Origin of the sequence: Streptomyces sp. NBC_00523, from assembly GCF_036346615.1 — a bacterium.
Lineage (GTDB): Bacteria > Actinomycetota > Actinomycetes > Streptomycetales > Streptomycetaceae > Streptomyces.
Window position 1 is genome coordinate 3,286,842 of record NZ_CP107836.1, and the last position, 16,294, is coordinate 3,303,135.

The following is a 16,294-nucleotide window of genomic DNA, read 5'->3' on the forward strand; positions in this document are numbered from 1 at the left end:
CGATCCGGGTCCCCGGACCGTACTCCCCAAGGTGGAGACTGGGCCCGTGACGGATGCGTGGCGTGGGTGGCAGGAGGCGGCGGAGACCGCTCTCTACGGCGACGAGGGCTTCTACCGGCGCCCCGAGGGCCCCGCGGGCCACTTCCGCACCTCTGTGCACGCCTCCCCCCTGTTCGCCGCCGCCGTCGCCCGGCTCCTGGTCCGTACGGCGGCGGAGCTCGGCACCACGCGGGTGGACCTGGTCGACATGGGCGCCGGGCGCGGGGAACTCGTCACCGGCGTCCTCGCCGCGCTCCCGGCCGAGGGCGGGGCGGATCTCGCGGTGCGTGCGTACGCGGTGGAGCTCGCCGCCCGCCCCGAGGGCCTGGATCCCCGGGTGGAGTGGTGCGCACAGCCGCCGCCCGGGGCGCGCGGGCTGCTCTTCGCCAACGAGTGGCTGGACAATGTGCCGCTCCCCGTCGCGGAGACCGATGCCGAGGGCGTCGAACGGTACGTCGAGGTGCGCGCCTCGGACGGCGCGGAGCGGCTGGGCGCTCCGGTGACCGGGGCGGACGCGGAGTGGCTGCGCCGCTGGTGGCCGTCGGCGGGCCCGGGCAGCCGGGCGGAGATCGGCCGCCCGCGCGACGAGGCGTGGGCGGCGGCGGTGTCCTCCCTGTCCGCGGGGCTCGCGGTGGCGGTGGATTACGCGCACGTACGCGGGGAACGCCCGCCCTTCGGCACGCTCACCGGCTTCCGCGCGGGCCGCGAGGTCCGGCCGGTCCCGGACGGGAGCTGCGACCTCACCGCCCACGTGGCCCTGGACGCGTGCGCGGCGGCCGCCCCGGGCACGACCGTACGCACCCAGCGCGAGGCCCTGTCCGCCCTGGGCATCACGGGCGGACGCCCGCCCCTGACCTTGGCGTCGACCGACCCGTCCGCGTACCTCCGCGCCCTCGCGACGGCAGGCGAGGCAGCGGAACTGACGGCGCGGGGCGGCCTGGGCGACTTCGGCTGGCTGGAGCACCCGAGATTTTGAGCCCCTCCGGCGATTGAGGAGCGGGGTCCGGGGCAGAGACCCGCAGCAATGGCGCGCAAGGAATACTGACCCCATGACGGAGACGACCATCGGCATCGGCGGCGCAGCCGAAAGCACCGACATGGTGCTCAACATCGGCCCCCAGCACCCCTCCACCCACGGCGTGCTCCGCCTCCGCATCGTCCTGGACGGCGAACGCGTCCAGCACGCCGAACCGGTCGTCGGCTACATGCACCGCGGCGCGGAGAAGCTGTTCGAGGCCCGCGACTACCGCCAGATCATCATGCTCGCCAACCGCCACGACTGGCTCTCCGCCTTCTCCAACGAGCTGGGCGTCGTGATGGCCGTCGAGCGGATGCTCGGCATGGAGGTCCCGGAGCGCGCGGTCTGGACCCGCACCCTGCTCGCCGAGCTGAACCGGGTCCTCAACCACCTGATGTTCCTCGGCTCGTACCCGCTGGAACTCGGCGGGATCACCCCCGTGTTCCACGCGTTCCGGGAGCGCGAGGAGCTTCAGGCGGTGATGGAGGAGGTCTCCGGCGGCCGGATGCACTACATGTTCAACCGGGTCGGCGGCCTCAAGGAGGACCTGCCGGCGGGCTGGCTGGGCCGCGCCCGGGACGCCGTCGCCTCGGTCCGCTCACGGATGGACGTGTACGACGGGCTGGTCCTCGGCAACGAGATCTTCCGGGGCCGCACCCGGGGCGTCGGCGTGCTGTCCGCCGAGGCGGTGCACGCGTACGGGGTGTCCGGGCCGATCGCCCGCGCCTCGGGCGTCGACTTCGATCTGCGGCGCGACGAGCCGTATCTCGCGTACGGGGAGCTGCGGGACACCCTGAAGGTCGTCACCCGGACCGAGGGCGACTGCCTGGCCCGGTTCGAATGCCTGCTGGAGCAGACGCACAACGCCCTGGACCTCGCCGACGCCTGCCTCGACCGGATGGCGGACCTGGCGCCCGGGCCCGTGAACCAGCGGCTGCCGAAGGTCCTCAAGGCCCCCGAGGGCCACACGTACGCCTGGACCGAGAACCCGCTCGGCGTCAACGGCTACTACCTGGTGTCCAAGGGCGAGAAGACCCCGTACCGGCTGAAGCTGCGCTCGGCGTCGTTCAACAACATCCAGGCGCTCACCGAACTGCTGCCGGGCACGCTGGTCGCCGACATGGTCGCGATCCTGGGCTCGCTGTTCTTCGTCGTCGGCGACATCGACAAGTAGGCGGCACCGGGCGGGAGGCGCCTGAGGGCGCCCCCGCGTTACGAGATCGCGCTGCGCAGCTGCGCGACGTCCAGCTGCTCCGTCTCGTCGTGCGCGGTGAGGTCGATGACCTTGCCGACGGCGCGGTCCTCCGGCGCGTCCGGGCGGTGCGCGGCCAGGACCTCCTCGCCGACCACGTCGGCCAGGTCCTCGTTCTGCACGGACTCGATGGCGGCGCGCTCGGCGGCGGCGGGCACGGCCTTCTGCGTACCGAAGAAGTCGAAGTTGCCCTGCGGCACCGGATGGCGGCGGGACCCGGCGTACGGGACGACCGCGCTGGCGGCCGGCACCGGGCGCATGGCGGGCGGCTGGACGGCGGGCCGGGCCGCGGGCAGGGCGGCCTGCGCCGGCTTCTCCTCCCGGGCGCGCTCCGCGAGATCCCGCTGCGCCTGGCCGGCGATCCGGCGGGCCTTCTGGAGCGCCGCGTTGCGCGGGAGGTCGGCCAGTGCCTGGGCGGCGCGGGCGTAGGAGTCCGGGGTGGGCGTGGAGCGGGCGGGGGGCAGGGCGCGGGCGGGCGCGGACGCCTCGATCGCGAGCTGCCGCCGGCTCTCCAGGACGCTCGCGCGCTCGGTCTCCGCGTTGGCGTACCGGCGCAGCAGCGCGGCGTGTTCGCCCCGCAGCCCGGCCAGCTCGACGCGCTTGCGGCGCAGCTTCGTCTCCAGGCGGGCGCGGATCTCGCGCGCCTCCTCCAGGTCCGCTTCGAGCTCCGCCGCGCGCTCCTCGGCGCGCCACTCGTCGCTCGCCCGGGCGCGCGTCAGTTCGGCGACGCGACGGCCCGCCTCGCGGTCCCAGCCGCGCATGAGAACGGCGCCGGTGACGGCGGCCGCAGCCGCGGCCGCGACCAGCGCGCGCAGGACCATGGTTTCGGTCAGCAGCCAGGCTCCCGCTCCACAGGCCACCGCCGCTCCGGCGACGGCCGAAGGCGGAAGGATTCTGTGCAGTGGTGGCGAATGGCGATGGCGTCCACGGGGCATGGCCCGAAATTTACCGTGTACGCGGCGTACTTGGGGAGCCGCCCGGCAATCTGTGCCCGGCAAGTTACCCGGCGGCCCCCGATGCCCGTTCTCCGGGCGCCTTCGCTACTTCTTGATCAGGCCCTTCGACTGGAGATATTCGCGGGCCACATCGGCCGGCTTGGCGCGCTCCGCGTCGACCTTGCGGTTCAGTTGCGCGAGGTCGTCGGTGGTGAGTGCGCCGGTGAGCTTGCCGAGGGCGTCGGCTATCTCCTGGTCGCCGGCGTCCTTCGCGTTCAGGACGGGCAGGACGTTGTCCGCGTTCTGGAGCTTCTTGTCGTCGTCCAGGAACACCAGGTCGTAGGTGTCGAGCACGGCGTCGGTGGTGGTGGTCAGGACGAGCTGGTCCTTGCCGTCCTTCACCGCCTGCTTGGACTGCGGGGTGCCGACGCCCTTCGGGTCGATTCCGGTGACGTCGATGCCGTACGTCTTCTTCAGGCCGGGTGCGCAGAAGGGCCGCACCTCGCACTCGTCGCCCGCCGCGACCTTGACGCCGATCTTCGCCGCGCCGAGATCCGAAAGGGTCTTCAGCTTGTGCTTGTCGGCGAATTCCTTGGTCACCGCGAACGCGTTCTGGTCGACGGCCTTCCCCGCCGGAAGGACCTTCAGTCCGCGCGGCTCGGCGAGCTTCTTCAGGGCCGCGACGGTGGCGGCGGTGTCGCCCGAGGCGACGGGCTTCGACTCGGCGGCCTTCGCCCCGTTCACCTTCGCGTTGAGGAATTCCGCGATCGTCGCCGCGTATTCCGGTACGACGTCGATCTCGCCCTTCTCCAGGGAGGGTTCGTACAGCTCGCGGTTCTTCACGGTGGTGACCGAGGTGCTGTATCCGGCGTCCCCGAGGACCTGCGCATACAGCTCGGCGAGCACCTTGGACTCGGTGAAGGCGGCGGCGCCGACGACCAGCGAGCCCTTCTTGCCGGAGTCCTGGCCCCCGGCCGGGGCGCCCTTGTCCTTCTCCAGGCTGTCCCCGCCGCACGCGGCGAGCGAACCCGCCAGCGCGAGGATGCCGATGACGGCGCCGGCCATGCGTGAGGTGCTGGTCATGTTCTTCTCCGTCCACGGCGGCGAGGCCGTATGTGACAAGTGGTGCGTATGCGACAGGATTTACGGGTGGGGCAGCCGCTGTCCCTATGCGGTCCGGCGGCGGCGCAGCGGGGACAGCAGGCGGTCGACGGCCACCAGGACCGCCTCCACGAGCAGGGCGAGCACGGCGACCAGCAGGGCCCCCGCCACCACCTGCGCGGTGTCGTACGTGTTGAAACCGGCGGTGATGATGCGGCCGAGGCCGCCCTGGCCGACCATGGCCGCGATGGTCGCCGTGGCCACGACCTGGACGGCGGCCGACCGCAGCCCGGTCATGATCAGCGGGTAGGCGAGGGGGAGCTCGACGCGCAGGAAGAGCTGGCCGCCCGACATGCCCATCCCGCGCGCCGCCTCCGCCACCGAGCGGTCCACCTCGGTCATCCCCACGTAGGCGTTGGTCAGCAGCGGCGGCACGGCGAACAGCACCAGGGCGATGATCGTGGGTATGTACCCCGCGTTGCGCAGGGGCGAGACCATGAAGAGGGCCAGCACCGCGAAGACGGGCACCGCGCGCCCCACGTTGGCCAGGTTGACCGCGAGGGCGCCGCCCTTCCTGATGTGGCCCAGGTACAGCGCGAGGGGCAGGGCGATGGCGCAGGCCAGGGCGAGGGCGACCCCGCTGACGTACAGATGCTCGCTCAGCCGGTGGCCGGCCCCGCTCTCCCCCGACCAGTTGGCACCGGTGGTGAGCCAGGTCCAGGCGTACCCGAGAACTCCCATGTCAGACCGCCTCCGCCTTGGCCGGGCCGGGTGCGGCCACACGTATGCGCGTCCAGGGCGTCAGCAGCCGCTGCACCCCGAGCAGCAGCAGGTCCGCGACGACCGCGAGCAGCACGCAGAGCACCGAGGCGGCCAGCACCTGGGCCTTGAAGAAGCTCGGCAGCGCGTCCTCGATGAGATTGCCCAGGCCGCCCCGGCCGACGATCGAACCGACCGTGGTCAGCGCGATCGTGGACACCGTGGCGATCCGTATCCCCGCCATCAGCGCGGGCAGCGCGAGCGGCAGCTCCACCTCCCACAGCAGGCGGACCGGCCCGTAGCCCATGCCGTGCGCGGCCTCCTTCGCCTCCTGGGGCACCGCTTCCAGGCCCGCCAGGATGTTGCGTACGAGGATGGTCAGCGAATAGAGCACGAGCCCGGTGACCACCAGGGCGGCGGAGAGCCCGAAGAAGGGCAGCAGCAGCGAGAACATCGCGAGCGACGGCACGGTGTAGAGCACCGTCGTCAGCCCGAGGACCGGTCCGGCGAATCCGCGCCCCCTGCGTGCGAGGAGCGCCAGCGGGAAGGCGACGGCCACACCGATCGCGACCGAGACGGCGGTGATCCAGATGTGCTGGACGGTGGCGTCCGTCAACTCCTGGCTCCGGGAACGGAGATACTCCCCGCAGATCCAGTCGTTCGTCACCAGGCAGTTCTGTCCGGCCATCCGTCCCCCCACCTCCCGTTCGCTTTCTCGTACTGATGTCCGGCGAGCCTATCCTCGACCACTGACAATCGCCGGAGCCGTTGTGTTCCAGCAACATGTCCTTCACAGAACACCCGCGACAATGGGGAACCATGATCCGTTTCGAGCACGTCACCAAGCGGTATGCGGACGGCACCACCGCCGTCGACGGCCTTTCCTTCGAGGTCGCCGAGGGTGAACTGGTCACGCTCGTCGGACCGTCGGGATGCGGCAAGACGACCACCATGAAGATGGTCAACCGGCTGATCGAACCGACCGAGGGCCGGATATTCCTCGACGGGGACGACATATCCGCCATCGACCCCGTGCAACTGCGCCGCCGCATCGGCTATGTGATCCAGCAAGTGGGCCTCTTCCCGCACAAGACGGTCCTGGAGAACACCGCCACCGTTCCCCATCTCCTCGGCTGGAAACGCCAAAAGGGCCGCGCCCGCGCCGCGGAACTCCTCGACCTGGTCGGACTCGATCCCTCCGTTTATGGCGACCGCTATCCCGAACAGCTCTCCGGCGGACAGCGCCAACGCGTCGGCGTCGCCCGGGCGCTCGCCGCCGACCCGCCGGTCCTGCTGATGGACGAGCCGTTCGGCGCGGTCGACCCCGTGGTCCGCGAGCACCTCCAGAACGAATTCCTGAAGCTTCAGGAACAGGTCCGCAAAACCGTCCTGTTCGTCACCCACGACATCGAGGAAGCGGTCCGTCTCGGCGACCGCATCGCCGTTTACGGGCAGGGCTCGATCGAGCAGTTCGACACCCCCGCGACCGTGCTCGGCGCCCCCGCCAACGCCTATGTCGCCGACTTCGTGGGCGCCGACCGGGGCCTCAAGCGGCTCTCGGTCACCCCCGTCGAGGAGAGCGACCTCGACCGCCCGCCCGTCGTCCACCTGGACGACCCGCTGTCCACCGCGACCGAACGCCTTCGCGCGGAGGGCGCCCGCTGGGCCGTCGTCCTGGACGGCGACGAGCACCTGCACGGCTGGATCGCCGCCGACGACACGCGCACCGGCTCCAAGGGCACCGTCCGCGACCACGCCCGACGCATGGAGGCGTGGCTCCCCCTCGGCGCCCCGCTCAAACAGGCCTTCGCCACCATGCTCCAGCACGACGCCGGCTGGATCGCCGTCATCGACGAGGCGGGCGAGGGCCGCTTCCTGGGCGTGCTCACCCCGGCCCGGCTGCACGAGGCGCTGCGCCGCTCGGTCGGCGCGGACGGCCGCGCGGTCCCCCGCGCGGAGGTCGAGGTGGAGAGCGTGGCGGGCGCGGCGGGGCTGTGAGAAGGCGGGGCCGCGAGAAGGCCGGGACGTGAGAAGGCGGGGCCGTACGCTCAGCTCTCGCTCAGCCGGCTGCTCAGCCACTCCAGCGCCGCCGGGATCTCCCGGCGCCAGGTGTTGAAGTTGTGCCCGCCGCTGTCCAGCACGATCGAGGACACCTGCGCGGGCTGCTTCACCTTGGCCACGAACTTCTGCGTGTCGGCGTAGTTCGCCTCGCCGTGGCGCGAGGTCGTCACCAGGAACGAGGAGTCCGGCTGCGGCCGGTTGTCCAGCGTCCACAGCAGGTCCGCCCGGTGCCGCGCCGCCCGGTCGCCGTGGAAGAGGTCCCCGGTCGTCGGGTCCTCGGCCGCCTTGTAGTACGCGGAGAGCCCCGCGCTCGCGGCGTACCGGCCCGGGTGGTGCAGCCCGATCTTCAACGCGCAGTAGCCGCCCGTCGAGTTGCCGATGATGCCCCAGTTCCGGGCCCGCTTGCCGACCCGGTACCCGGCCGACACCGCCCGGGGCACGTCCTCCGCGAAGAACGTCTCCGTCTTGGGGCCGCCCTTTATGTCCACGCACTCGGTGTCCCGGGGCGGCGCCACGGTCGGACGCAGCATCACCAGGACCATCGGCTGGGCCCGTCCGGCCTTCACTCGTTCGAGTGCCGTACGCGGATAGCGCAGCCCCTTGATCAGGTTCTCCGAGGTGCCCGGGTAGCCGGTGAGCACCACCACCGCAGGGAACTTCCGCCGGGCGAACGCCGGCTGGAAGTACTCCGGCGGCAGATAGACGTACGCCGAACTCTCGATGCCCGAGTGCTTGCCCGCGATCACGACCTTGTCGATCCGGCCGCCCATCCTCGGCAGCGCCCCGCCCGGCACGTCGGGCCGCTGCGTGCCCACCCGGACGATGTTCTTCGCGGCCAGCGTCCCGGCGGCATGGTCGGTGACGACGCCCAGCTCCTGCTTGCGGCCGAACAGATCGGCCCAGGAGCCGTAGAAGAGGAAGCTGTTGTTGGCCAGCAGGCCGACCGTGGCGAACACCGCCACCTGGGTCGCGAGCAGCATGCCCACCCGGCCGGCCACCGCGGGCGCACTGCGCCGGGCGAGCCTCGGCCAGCACCAGATGGTGACGGTGAACAGCACGACGGCCACCACGATCGCGAGGATCAGCAGTGGCTTGCCCGTAAGGCCCATGACCGGTGAACTTTCTGTCAGGAAATTTCCGGGCAGCGGGTGAACCCACGGCCCGGAAGGATCGTCCTAGAGGTCGCACATCGTCCGCAGGGCTCCGGCCGCCGGACTCCAGGAATCTCTCGCGGAACCACGGGAAGCGATGTCTGTCACGGTAGATGGGGATAAATCAGGATCGGTTCCGGTTCGCGCACGTGCGTTCGTGCGCGGCCCCCGGCCGGAGGCCGTGCCCGCGCTCGTCGGCACGGCATGCACCGCCGTCGGACTGATCGACGTCGCGGCCGGGGTCTTTCCGCGCTTCCGGCACAGCCGCATGCACAATCTGGCCGAGGTCCTTCCCGGGGCCCTCGGCCCGTTCGCGGCCGCGCTCTCGCTCAGCGCCGGGGTCCTGCTGCTGCTCCTGGCCCACGGCCTCAAGCGGCACAAGCGCCGGGCCTGGCGGGCCGCGGTCGTCCTGCTCCCGGCGGGCGCGCTGGCCCAGTTCAGCTATCGGCACTCGGTCCTGGGCGCCCTGGTCTCGCTGACGCTGTGTTACCTGCTGGTGCACCACCGGAGCGAGTTCGCCGCCCTGCCCGACCCGCGCAGCCGGTGGCGGGCCCTGGCCAACTTCGTCCTGCTCGGCGCCGGTTCGCTCGGCCTCGGCCTGGTCATCGTCAGCGCCCACCCCCGCCGCATGGTCGGCAGCCCCAGCATCGCCGACCGCCTCCAGCACGTGCTGTACGGCCTGGTCGGCTTCGAGGGGCCCGTCGACTACGCCGGGGACACCTCCTGGACCGTCGGCTGCTCACTCGGCGCCCTCGGCCTGCTGACCGCCGTCACCACCATCTACCTGGCCTTCCGCCCCGAACACCCGGCCGCCCGGCTCACCGAGGACGACGAGGCCCGGCTGCGCGCCCTGCTGGAACGGCACGGCGGACGCGACTCGCTCGGCCACTTCGCGCTCCGCCGCGACAAGGCCGTCGTCTTCTCGCCCAGCGGCAAGGCCGCCGTCTGCTACCGCGTGGTCTCCGGCGTGATGCTCGCCAGCGGCGACCCGATCGGCGACGTGGAGGCGTGGCCCGGCGCCATCGAACGCTTCATGGACGAGGCCCGGGCGCACTCCTGGGCCCCCGCCGTCATGGGATGCGGCGAGACCGGGGGCGAGGTCTGGACCCGCGAGACCGGACTCACCGCCCTGGAGCTGGGCGACGAGGCGGTGGTCGACGTCGCGGATTTCTCCCTCGCCGGGCGCGCGATGCGCAACGTACGCCAGATGGTGAAGCGCATTGAGCGCAACGGCTACGAGACCCGCGTCCGGCGCGTGGCCGACATCGGCGAGACCGAACTCGCCCGCATCCGCCGGGCCGCCGCCGACTGGCGCGGCACCGACACCGAACGCGGCTTCTCCATGGCCCTCGGCCGGATCGGCGACGCCTCCGACCAGGACTGCTTCATCGCCACCGCCCACAAGGCGGACGAGCACAGCGCCGACTCCCCGTACGGCGACCTGAAGGCCATGCTCCACTTCGTGCCCTGGGGCCGCGACGGCATGTCCCTCGACCTCATGCGCCGCGACCGCTCCGCCGACCCCGGCATGAACGAGCTGCTGATCGTCGCCTCCCTCCAGGCCGCGCCCCGGCTCGGCATCAGCCGCGTCTCGCTGAACTTCGCGATGTTCCGCTCCGCACTCGCCCGGGGCGAGAAGCTGGGCGCGGGGCCCGTGCTGCGGGTCTGGCGCGGGCTGCTGATCTTCCTCTCGCGCTGGTTCCAGATCGAGTCGCTGTACAAGTTCAACGCCAAGTTCCGGCCGCGCTGGGAGCCCCGCTTCGTGGTCTACCGCACCGCCCGCGACCTGCCCCGCATCTCCTTCGCCGCGATGCAGGCCGAGGGCTTCGTGCACCTGGCGCTCCCCCGCCCGCTCCGGTTCGCCCCGCGCCGCCCCTGCACCCACGCCCGGCCCCAGGCGGGTGACCAGGACGCCCGTACGGCGTAGCGGGAGCCCGTACGGGCCTAGGCTGGTCATATGAGTACGTTGCGTGGAACGGTCCAGGGTCTGCCGGAGTGGGACCGCTGCGCGGTCATGGGCGTCGTCAACGTGACGCCCGACTCCTTCTCCGACGGGGGCCGCTGGTTCGACACCACGAAGGCCGTCAAGCACGGCCTCGACCTGGTCGCCGAGGGCGCCGACCTGGTGGACGTCGGCGGCGAGTCCACCCGCCCCGGCGCCAGCCGGGTGGACGAGTCCGAGGAGCTGCGCCGGGTGATCCCGGTCGTCCGGGGCCTGGTTTCGGAGGGCGTCAAGGTCTCCGTCGACACCATGCGCGCACGCGTCGCCGAGCAGGCGATCGCCGCCGGAGCGGTCCTCGTCAACGACGTCAGCGGCGGCCAGGCCGACCCGGACATGGTCCCCGTGGTCGCCGCCGCCGGCGCGCCGTTCGTCGTCATGCACTGGCGCGGCTTCAGCGAGTCGATGAACAGCCGGGCGGTGTACGGGGACGTGGTCGGCGAGGTCACCGACGAGCTGCGCGCCCGGATGGACGCGGTGGTGGCCGGCGGCATCGCCCCGGAACGCCTCGTCATCGACCCCGGACTCGGCTTCGCCAAGGACGCCCCGCACGACCTGGCGCTGCTGGCCGGGCTGGACGCGCTGCACGCCCTCGGCCGCCCCCTGCTGGTCGCCGCGTCCCGCAAGCGGTTCCTGGGCCACGTCCTGGCCCGCGAGGGCGCCGCACCGCCGCCCGCCCGCGAGCGCGACGCCGCCACCGCCGCCGTCTCCGCCCTCTCCGCCCGGGCCGGCGCCTGGGCGGTCCGCGTCCACGAGGTCCGGGCCACCGCCGACGCCGTCCGGGTCGCCCGCGCCATCGAGGGAGCCGCGTGACCGGGCCGGGCGACGAGGTGACCGGGCCGGGCGACGAGCACGCGGACGCCGCCGCCGACATCGCGGCCGTCGAGCAGGCCAACACCGCGTACTACGAGGCGGTGGAGCGTGGCGACCTGGACGCGCTGACCTCGGCCTGGCTGCCGGACGAGGAGCTGACGGTCTCCTGCGTGCACCCCGGGTGGCCGGTGCTCAGCGGGCGGCGCGAGGTGCTGCGCAGCTACGCGCTGATCATGGCGAACACCGAGTACATCCAGTTCTTCCTGACCGACGTCGGCGTCTCCATGACCGCCGACACCGCGCTGGTGACCTGCACCGAGAACATCCTCAGCGGCGGCCCCGCCGAGGAGGGCGCCTCGCTCGGCCCGCTCGTCGGGCAGCTCGTCGTCGCCACGAATGTGTTCCGCCGCACTCCGGACGGCTGGAAGCTCTGGTCGCACCACGGTTCGCCCGTACTGGCCGAAACCGGTGAGGAAGAGGACGAAGACCCCACGTCCTGAGCCGGTCCGGCCCACTTTCGGGCACGAAAGCCGGTCCCGGGTGATTGGACCCCGCCACATCGGGGTATCAGCGGCTATCTGTTCCGCGCCCGCAGGCTCGGCCCCCACGGGGGAGGGCTGTCGGTGCTCGCAGGTAGATTCGAAATCGGGCACCCGGCCGCCCGCACGCGGCCCCGCGCCCCCAGACCAACGACAGCAGGAGTGATTCGCGTGGATCGTGTCGCGCTGCGCGGCCTCAAGGCCCGCGGGCACCATGGCGTCTTCCCCCGGGAACGGGAAGAGGGACAGACGTTCATCGTGGACCTGGTGCTCGGCCTCGACACCCGCCCCGCGGCAGCCACCGACGACCTGACGAAGACCGTGCACTACGGCGTGGTCGCGGAGGAGGTCGTCGCGGTGGTCCAGGGCGAGCCGGTCGACCTGATCGAGACGCTCGCCGAGCGCATCGCCCAGCAGTGCCTCAAGCACGACGGCGTCGAGGAGGTGGAGGTCGTGGTGCACAAGCCGGACGCGCCCATCACCGTCCCGTTCGACGACGTCACCATCACCATCACCCGGAGCCGAGCATGACTGCATTTTCCACCGAAGGGCAGAGCGACCCGACCGTACAGCCGGTGCCCGCCTCCGTGGTCGAGCAGGTGGATGCCGCGGACATCACCCTTTCCAACCCCAAAATGGCCGTGCTCTCGCTCGGCGCCAACCTGGGCAACCGCCTGGAGACGCTCCAGGGCGCCATCGACGCCCTGGAGGACACGCCCGGCCTCCGGGTCAAGGCGGTCTCCCCGGTGTACGAGACGGAGCCCTGGGGCGTCGACCCGGGCTCCCAGCCCTCGTACTTCAACGCGGTGATCGTCGTGAAGACGACGCTGCCCCCGTCCTCGCTCCTGGAGCGCGGCCAGGCCATCGAGGAAGCCTTCGAACGGGTCCGTGAGGAGCGCTGGGGTCCGCGCACCATCGACGTCGACATCGTGTCGTACGCGGATGTCGTCTCCGACGACCCGGTGCTCACCCTGCCCCACCCCAGGGCCCGCGAGCGCGCCTTCGTCCTCGCCCCCTGGCACGACGTGGACCCCGAGGCCCAGCTGCCCGGCGCGGGCCCGGTCGCCGATCTGCTGACGGGTGTCGGGCGCGACGGCGTGCTCCCCCGGGCCGACCTGGAACTCCGGCTGCCCGAGTAGTCGTTAGGCTCACAGAACACAGCACGACGGACACAGGCGGCGAAGGGCGGCGCACGGGGTGAAGCAACTACGGCTCGGAGTCCTGGCCGGCCTCTTCGCCGCCGCCGGAGTCCTGTCCTGGGGCGCCGCCCGCCTCTGGGACTCCCTGGGCACGCTGCCGAGCGTCCCGCTCTTCGCGCCCATCGTCCTGGCGCTGATCGCCGTCGTCCTGCTGGCCACGGCGCTGTCCATCCGCGCCCGCCTGCGCGCCCAGCGCGAGCGCCGCCCGGACGCGAAGGGCGTCGAGCCCATGATGGCCGCCCGCGCCCTGGTCTTCGCCCAGGCGAGCGCCCTGGTCGTCGCCCTGGTCTCCGGCATGTACGGCGGCACGGCCGTCTTCCTGCTCGGCTCCCTGGACAACCCGCCCCGCCGTGACCAGGCCATCTACGCCGCCTTCGCGGTCCTGGCCGGCATCGCGGTCATCGCCGCCGCCCTCTTCCTGGAGCGCGTCTGCAAGCTCCCGGACGACAAGGACGACAACAAGCCGGACGCGGCGGCGGCGTAACGCCGCTGCCGGGTCCGGCTCGGGGACGGGCGGGGAGCGGGGTCAGCGCGCCATGATGAGGCTCATGGCCTCGGCGCGCGTCGCGGGGTCGCGCAGCTGTCCGCGGACCGCGGAGGTCAGCGTCTTCGCCCCGGGCTTGCGGATGCCGCGCATCGACATGCACATGTGCTCGCACTCGATGACGACGATGACGCCGCGCGGCTCCAGGATCTCCATCAGGGACTCGGCGACCTGCGTGGTCAGCCGCTCCTGCACCTGCGGACGGCGGGCGTAGACGTCCACCAGCCGGGCCAGCTTCGACAGACCGGTGATCTTGCCGCTGGTGGCCGGAATGTACCCGACGTGCGCCACACCTCGGAACGGGACCAGATGATGTTCACACGTACTGAACACTTCGATGTCCTTGACGAGCACCATCTCGTCGTGGCCCAGGTCGAACGTGGTCGTCAGGACGTCCTCGGCCTGCTGGTAGAGCCCGGCGAATATCTCCTTGTACGCCCGCGCCACCCGCCCCGGCGTCTCCTTCAGGCCCTCGCGGTCGGGGTCCTCGCCCACGGCCAGCAGCAGCTCCCGGACGGCGGCCTCGGCACGTTTCTCGTCGAACTCGCCGATCGGTCCCTGGGGGTCCAGCGTCACCGGGTCGGTCATGTGTGCCTCGTTCCTTGAGCTGTCACTGCGGGGGCATCCGCGCAGGTGTACGGAAAAGCCGCGCCCCCAACAGGCTAGAACCTGGGGGACGCGGCATCCATTCCGGGCCTGGTGGGAGCCCCGTGACGGGGGACACACCGGGTCGGTGACTAGCTCTCGGGACGCTCCTCGGGGAGGGCCTCCGTGCCCGGCACGGTGTCCGTGACGGGGGCGGCGGCCGTGCTCGCGCCGTTGGTGAGGGCGAGCTCCTTCGGGGAGAGGACCGGCGGGCGGGTGGACGGGGTGCGGCGGGCGGAGCCGGTCCACGCGGGGCGGGCCGGTCGCTTGACGATCGGGGCGAAGATCTCGGCGATCTCCTCCTTGCCCAGGGTCTCCTTCTCCAGGAGGCGGAGAACCAGGGTGTCGAGCACGTCGCGATTCTCTACGAGGATCTCCCACGCGTCGTTGTGCGCGGTCTCGATGAGCTTCTTGACCTCTTCGTCCACCAGCGCGGCGACCTCTTCCGAGTAGTCGCGCTGGTGGCCCATCTCGCGGCCCACGAACGGTTCGGTGTTGTCGCCGCCGAACTTGATCGCGCCGAGCCGCTCGGTCATGCCGTACTGCGTGACCATCGCGCGGGCCGTCGCCGTGGCCTTCTCGATGTCGTTCGCGGCGCCGGTGGTCGGGTCGTGGAAGACCAGCTCCTCGGCCGCGCGCCCGCCCAGCATGTAGGCCAGCTGGTCGAGCATCTCGTTGCGCGTCGTGGAGTACTTGTCCTCCTCCGGGAGCACCATCGTGTAACCGAGGGCGCGGCCGCGGGAGAGGATCGTGATCTTGTGGACCGGGTCCGACTGGGGGGAAGCCGCCGCGACCAGGGCGTGTCCGCCCTCGTGGTACGCGGTGATCTTCTTCTCCTTCTCGGACATGATCCGGGTCCGCTTCTGCGGGCCCGCCACGACACGGTCGATGGCCTCGTCCAGCATCGCGTTGTCGATGAGCTTCTGGTTGCTGCGCGCCGTCAGGAGCGCGGCCTCGTTCAGCACGTTCGACAGGTCGGCACCGGTGAAGCCGGGCGTGCGCCGGGCGACGGCGCCGAGGTCGACGTCCGGGGCGACCGGCTTGCCCTTCTGGTGGACCTTCAGGATCTCCAGGCGGCCCTGCATGTCCGGCCGGTCGACCGCGATCTGCCGGTCGAAGCGGCCCGGGCGCAGCAGCGCCGGGTCGAGGATGTCCGGGCGGTTCGTGGCGGCGATCAGGATGACGCCGCCCTTCACGTCGAAGCCGTCCATCTCCACGAGGAGCTGGTTGAGCGTCTGCTCGCGCTCGTCGTGACCGCCGCCCATGCCGGCGCCGCGGTGGCGGCCGACGGCGTCGATCTCGTCCACGAAGACGATCGCCGGGGCGTTCGCCTTGGCCTGCTCGAAGAGGTCGCGGACCCGGGAGGCGCCGACACCGACGAACATCTCCACGAAGTCGGAGCCGGAGATCGAGTAGAACGGGACGCCCGCCTCGCCCGCGACGGCGCGCGCGAGCAGGGTCTTGCCCGTACCGGGAGGCCCGTAGAGCAGGACGCCCTTGGGGATCTTGGCGCCGACGGCCTGGAACTTGGCCGGCTCCTGGAGGAACTCCTTGATCTCGTGGAGCTCCTCGACCGCCTCGTCCGAGCCCGCCACGTCGGCGAACGTCGTCTTCGGGGTGTCCTTGGTGATCAGCTTGGCCTTGGACTTGCCGAACTGCATGACCTTGGAGCCGCCACCCTGCATCTGATTCATCAGGAACAGGAAGACGACCACGATGAGGACGAACGGCAGCAGCGAGAAGAGGATCGAGACGAACGGGGACTGCTTCGAGGGCGAGACGGTGTACCCGTCCTTGATGTCGCCGCTCTCGTACTTCTTCTGGAGCATGTCGGCGAGCTGGACGCCCTGGTTGCCGATGTAGCTCGCCTGGAACTTGCTGCCGGACTCGCCGGACAGCTTCTGACCGTCCTTCAGTTCGACCTTGATGATGTGATCGTCACCGGTGGTGAGCTTGGCCTGGTCCACCTGGTTCTTGCTGATCGCCTGGATCACCTGTCCGGTGTCCACCGTCTTGTAGCCGCCGCCCGAGCCGACGACATTCATCAACACGACCACGGCGAGGACGGCCAGCACGATCCACATGACCGGCCCACGGAAGTATCGCTTCACGTCCATCCATACGAGGCGAAGACGCCCCGTCCCTCCTGCCCGTAGGTAAATGCTGCTGTGAGTAAAGACTGTTCTTCGGACGGTACCCCAGCATGGTCACCGGCGTCCGCCTCGGACGTCCGGCAATC

At 71.4% G+C, this 16,294-nt stretch carries 16 protein-coding genes; 9 read left to right on the forward strand and 7 right to left on the reverse strand.

Annotated elements, in window-relative coordinates:
- The first annotated feature begins 46 nt into the window (after nt 1-46).
- On the forward strand, nt 47-1,015 hold the full coding sequence (locus tag OHS17_RS14810; protein WP_330312562.1) for an SAM-dependent methyltransferase: 969 nt from the start codon (nt 47-49) through the stop codon (nt 1,013-1,015).
- Nucleotides 1,016-1,088: 73 nt separating this feature from the next.
- A complete protein-coding gene (locus OHS17_RS14815; RefSeq protein ID WP_018102257.1) occupies nt 1,089-2,231 on the forward strand; it encodes an NADH-quinone oxidoreductase subunit D in 1,143 nt (380 codons plus the stop codon).
- Between the two features lie 38 nt (nt 2,232-2,269).
- Here OHS17_RS14815 and OHS17_RS14820 read toward each other — a convergent pair whose 3' ends face one another.
- From OHS17_RS14820 to OHS17_RS14835, 4 genes are all read right to left on the reverse strand, one after another.
- Nucleotides 2,270-3,244 (reverse strand): hypothetical protein, encoded by a 975-nt coding sequence (locus OHS17_RS14820; RefSeq protein WP_330312563.1) that lies wholly within the window; start codon nt 3,242-3,244, stop codon nt 2,270-2,272.
- Between the two features lie 105 nt (nt 3,245-3,349).
- Nucleotides 3,350-4,327 carry an ABC transporter substrate-binding protein gene (locus tag OHS17_RS14825; protein WP_018102255.1) on the reverse strand — a complete coding sequence of 326 codons (978 nt, stop codon included), beginning with the start codon at nt 4,325-4,327 and terminating at the stop codon, nt 3,350-3,352.
- 84 nt (nt 4,328-4,411) lie between these two features.
- On the reverse strand, nt 4,412-5,086 hold the full coding sequence (locus OHS17_RS14830; RefSeq protein ID WP_330312564.1) for an ABC transporter permease: 675 nt from the start codon (nt 5,084-5,086) through the stop codon (nt 4,412-4,414).
- A gap of 1 nt (nt 5,087) precedes the next feature.
- Nucleotides 5,088-5,792 (reverse strand): ABC transporter permease, encoded by a 705-nt coding sequence (locus OHS17_RS14835; protein ID WP_330312565.1) that lies wholly within the window; start codon nt 5,790-5,792, stop codon nt 5,088-5,090.
- A 131-nt stretch (nt 5,793-5,923) separates the two neighbouring features.
- On the opposite strand from OHS17_RS14835, the gene OHS17_RS14840 reads away from it, so the two are divergent.
- The gene (locus tag OHS17_RS14840) at nt 5,924-7,102 is read left to right on the forward strand and encodes an ABC transporter ATP-binding protein (RefSeq protein WP_161209218.1); all 1,179 of its coding nucleotides are present in this window, start codon (nt 5,924-5,926) and stop codon (nt 7,100-7,102) included.
- 50 nt (nt 7,103-7,152) lie between these two features.
- Here OHS17_RS14840 and OHS17_RS14845 read toward each other — a convergent pair whose 3' ends face one another.
- Nucleotides 7,153-8,274, reverse strand: coding sequence for an alpha/beta hydrolase (locus tag OHS17_RS14845; RefSeq protein WP_330312566.1), 1,122 nt, complete (start codon nt 8,272-8,274; stop codon nt 7,153-7,155).
- A gap of 139 nt (nt 8,275-8,413) precedes the next feature.
- Here OHS17_RS14845 and OHS17_RS14850 point away from each other — a divergent pair, with 139 nt between their 5' ends.
- From OHS17_RS14850 to OHS17_RS14875, 6 genes are all read left to right on the forward strand, one after another.
- Nucleotides 8,414-10,243: a phosphatidylglycerol lysyltransferase domain-containing protein gene (locus OHS17_RS14850; RefSeq protein WP_330312567.1), complete on the forward strand. Its 1,830-nt coding sequence runs from the start codon at nt 8,414-8,416 to the stop codon at nt 10,241-10,243.
- Between the two features lie 30 nt (nt 10,244-10,273).
- Nucleotides 10,274-11,128 carry a dihydropteroate synthase gene (folP, locus tag OHS17_RS14855; RefSeq protein ID WP_443053315.1) on the forward strand — a complete coding sequence of 285 codons (855 nt, stop codon included), beginning with the start codon at nt 10,274-10,276 and terminating at the stop codon, nt 11,126-11,128.
- Nucleotides 11,125-11,628, forward strand: coding sequence for a nuclear transport factor 2 family protein (locus OHS17_RS14860; RefSeq protein WP_383166175.1), 504 nt, complete (start codon nt 11,125-11,127; stop codon nt 11,626-11,628). The genes folP and OHS17_RS14860 overlap by 4 nt, the downstream gene beginning before the upstream one ends.
- A gap of 210 nt (nt 11,629-11,838) precedes the next feature.
- Complete coding sequence (gene folB, locus OHS17_RS14865; RefSeq protein ID WP_073966343.1) at nt 11,839-12,198, forward strand: dihydroneopterin aldolase; 360 nt, start codon at nt 11,839-11,841, stop codon at nt 12,196-12,198.
- Nucleotides 12,195-12,806, forward strand: coding sequence for a 2-amino-4-hydroxy-6-hydroxymethyldihydropteridine diphosphokinase (gene folK / locus OHS17_RS14870; protein ID WP_026171402.1), 612 nt, complete (start codon nt 12,195-12,197; stop codon nt 12,804-12,806). Before folB ends, folK begins: the two co-directional genes overlap by 4 nt.
- A gap of 58 nt (nt 12,807-12,864) precedes the next feature.
- Nucleotides 12,865-13,350, forward strand: a complete 486-nt coding sequence (locus OHS17_RS14875; protein ID WP_330312568.1) for a DUF3180 domain-containing protein — start codon at nt 12,865-12,867, stop codon at nt 13,348-13,350.
- Nucleotides 13,351-13,392: 42 nt separating this feature from the next.
- Here the strand turns inward: OHS17_RS14875 and folE are convergent, their stop codons facing one another.
- Both folE and ftsH read right to left on the reverse strand, forming a co-directional pair.
- A complete protein-coding gene (gene folE / locus OHS17_RS14880) occupies nt 13,393-13,998 on the reverse strand; it encodes a GTP cyclohydrolase I FolE (protein ID WP_330312569.1) in 606 nt (201 codons plus the stop codon).
- Nucleotides 13,999-14,147: 149 nt separating this feature from the next.
- On the reverse strand, nt 14,148-16,172 hold the full coding sequence (gene ftsH / locus OHS17_RS14885; protein ID WP_330312570.1) for an ATP-dependent zinc metalloprotease FtsH: 2,025 nt from the start codon (nt 16,170-16,172) through the stop codon (nt 14,148-14,150).
- Nucleotides 16,173-16,294 lie beyond the last annotated feature (122 nt).

Bases quoted from the DNA above. Each gene is read 5' to 3' on its own strand.
- ftsH (WP_330312570.1), bottom strand. From the start codon at position 16,172: ATGGACGTGAAGCGATACTTCCGTGGGCCGGTCATGTGGATCGTGCTG.
- OHS17_RS14850 (WP_330312567.1), top strand. From the start codon at position 8,414: ATGTCTGTCACGGTAGATGGGGATAAATCAGGATCGGTTCCGGTTCGC.
- folK (WP_026171402.1), top strand. From the start codon at position 12,195: ATGACTGCATTTTCCACCGAAGGGCAGAGCGACCCGACCGTACAGCCG.
- OHS17_RS14825 (WP_018102255.1), bottom strand. From the start codon at position 4,327: ATGACCAGCACCTCACGCATGGCCGGCGCCGTCATCGGCATCCTCGCG.
- folP (WP_443053315.1), top strand. From the start codon at position 10,274: ATGAGTACGTTGCGTGGAACGGTCCAGGGTCTGCCGGAGTGGGACCGC.
- OHS17_RS14830 (WP_330312564.1), bottom strand. From the start codon at position 5,086: ATGGGAGTTCTCGGGTACGCCTGGACCTGGCTCACCACCGGTGCCAAC.
- folE (WP_330312569.1), bottom strand. From the start codon at position 13,998: ATGACCGACCCGGTGACGCTGGACCCCCAGGGACCGATCGGCGAGTTC.
- OHS17_RS14845 (WP_330312566.1), bottom strand. From the start codon at position 8,274: ATGGGCCTTACGGGCAAGCCACTGCTGATCCTCGCGATCGTGGTGGCC.
- OHS17_RS14835 (WP_330312565.1), bottom strand. From the start codon at position 5,792: ATGGCCGGACAGAACTGCCTGGTGACGAACGACTGGATCTGCGGGGAG.
- OHS17_RS14820 (WP_330312563.1), bottom strand. From the start codon at position 3,244: ATGCCCCGTGGACGCCATCGCCATTCGCCACCACTGCACAGAATCCTT.
- OHS17_RS14815 (WP_018102257.1), top strand. From the start codon at position 1,089: ATGACGGAGACGACCATCGGCATCGGCGGCGCAGCCGAAAGCACCGAC.
- OHS17_RS14840 (WP_161209218.1), top strand. From the start codon at position 5,924: ATGATCCGTTTCGAGCACGTCACCAAGCGGTATGCGGACGGCACCACC.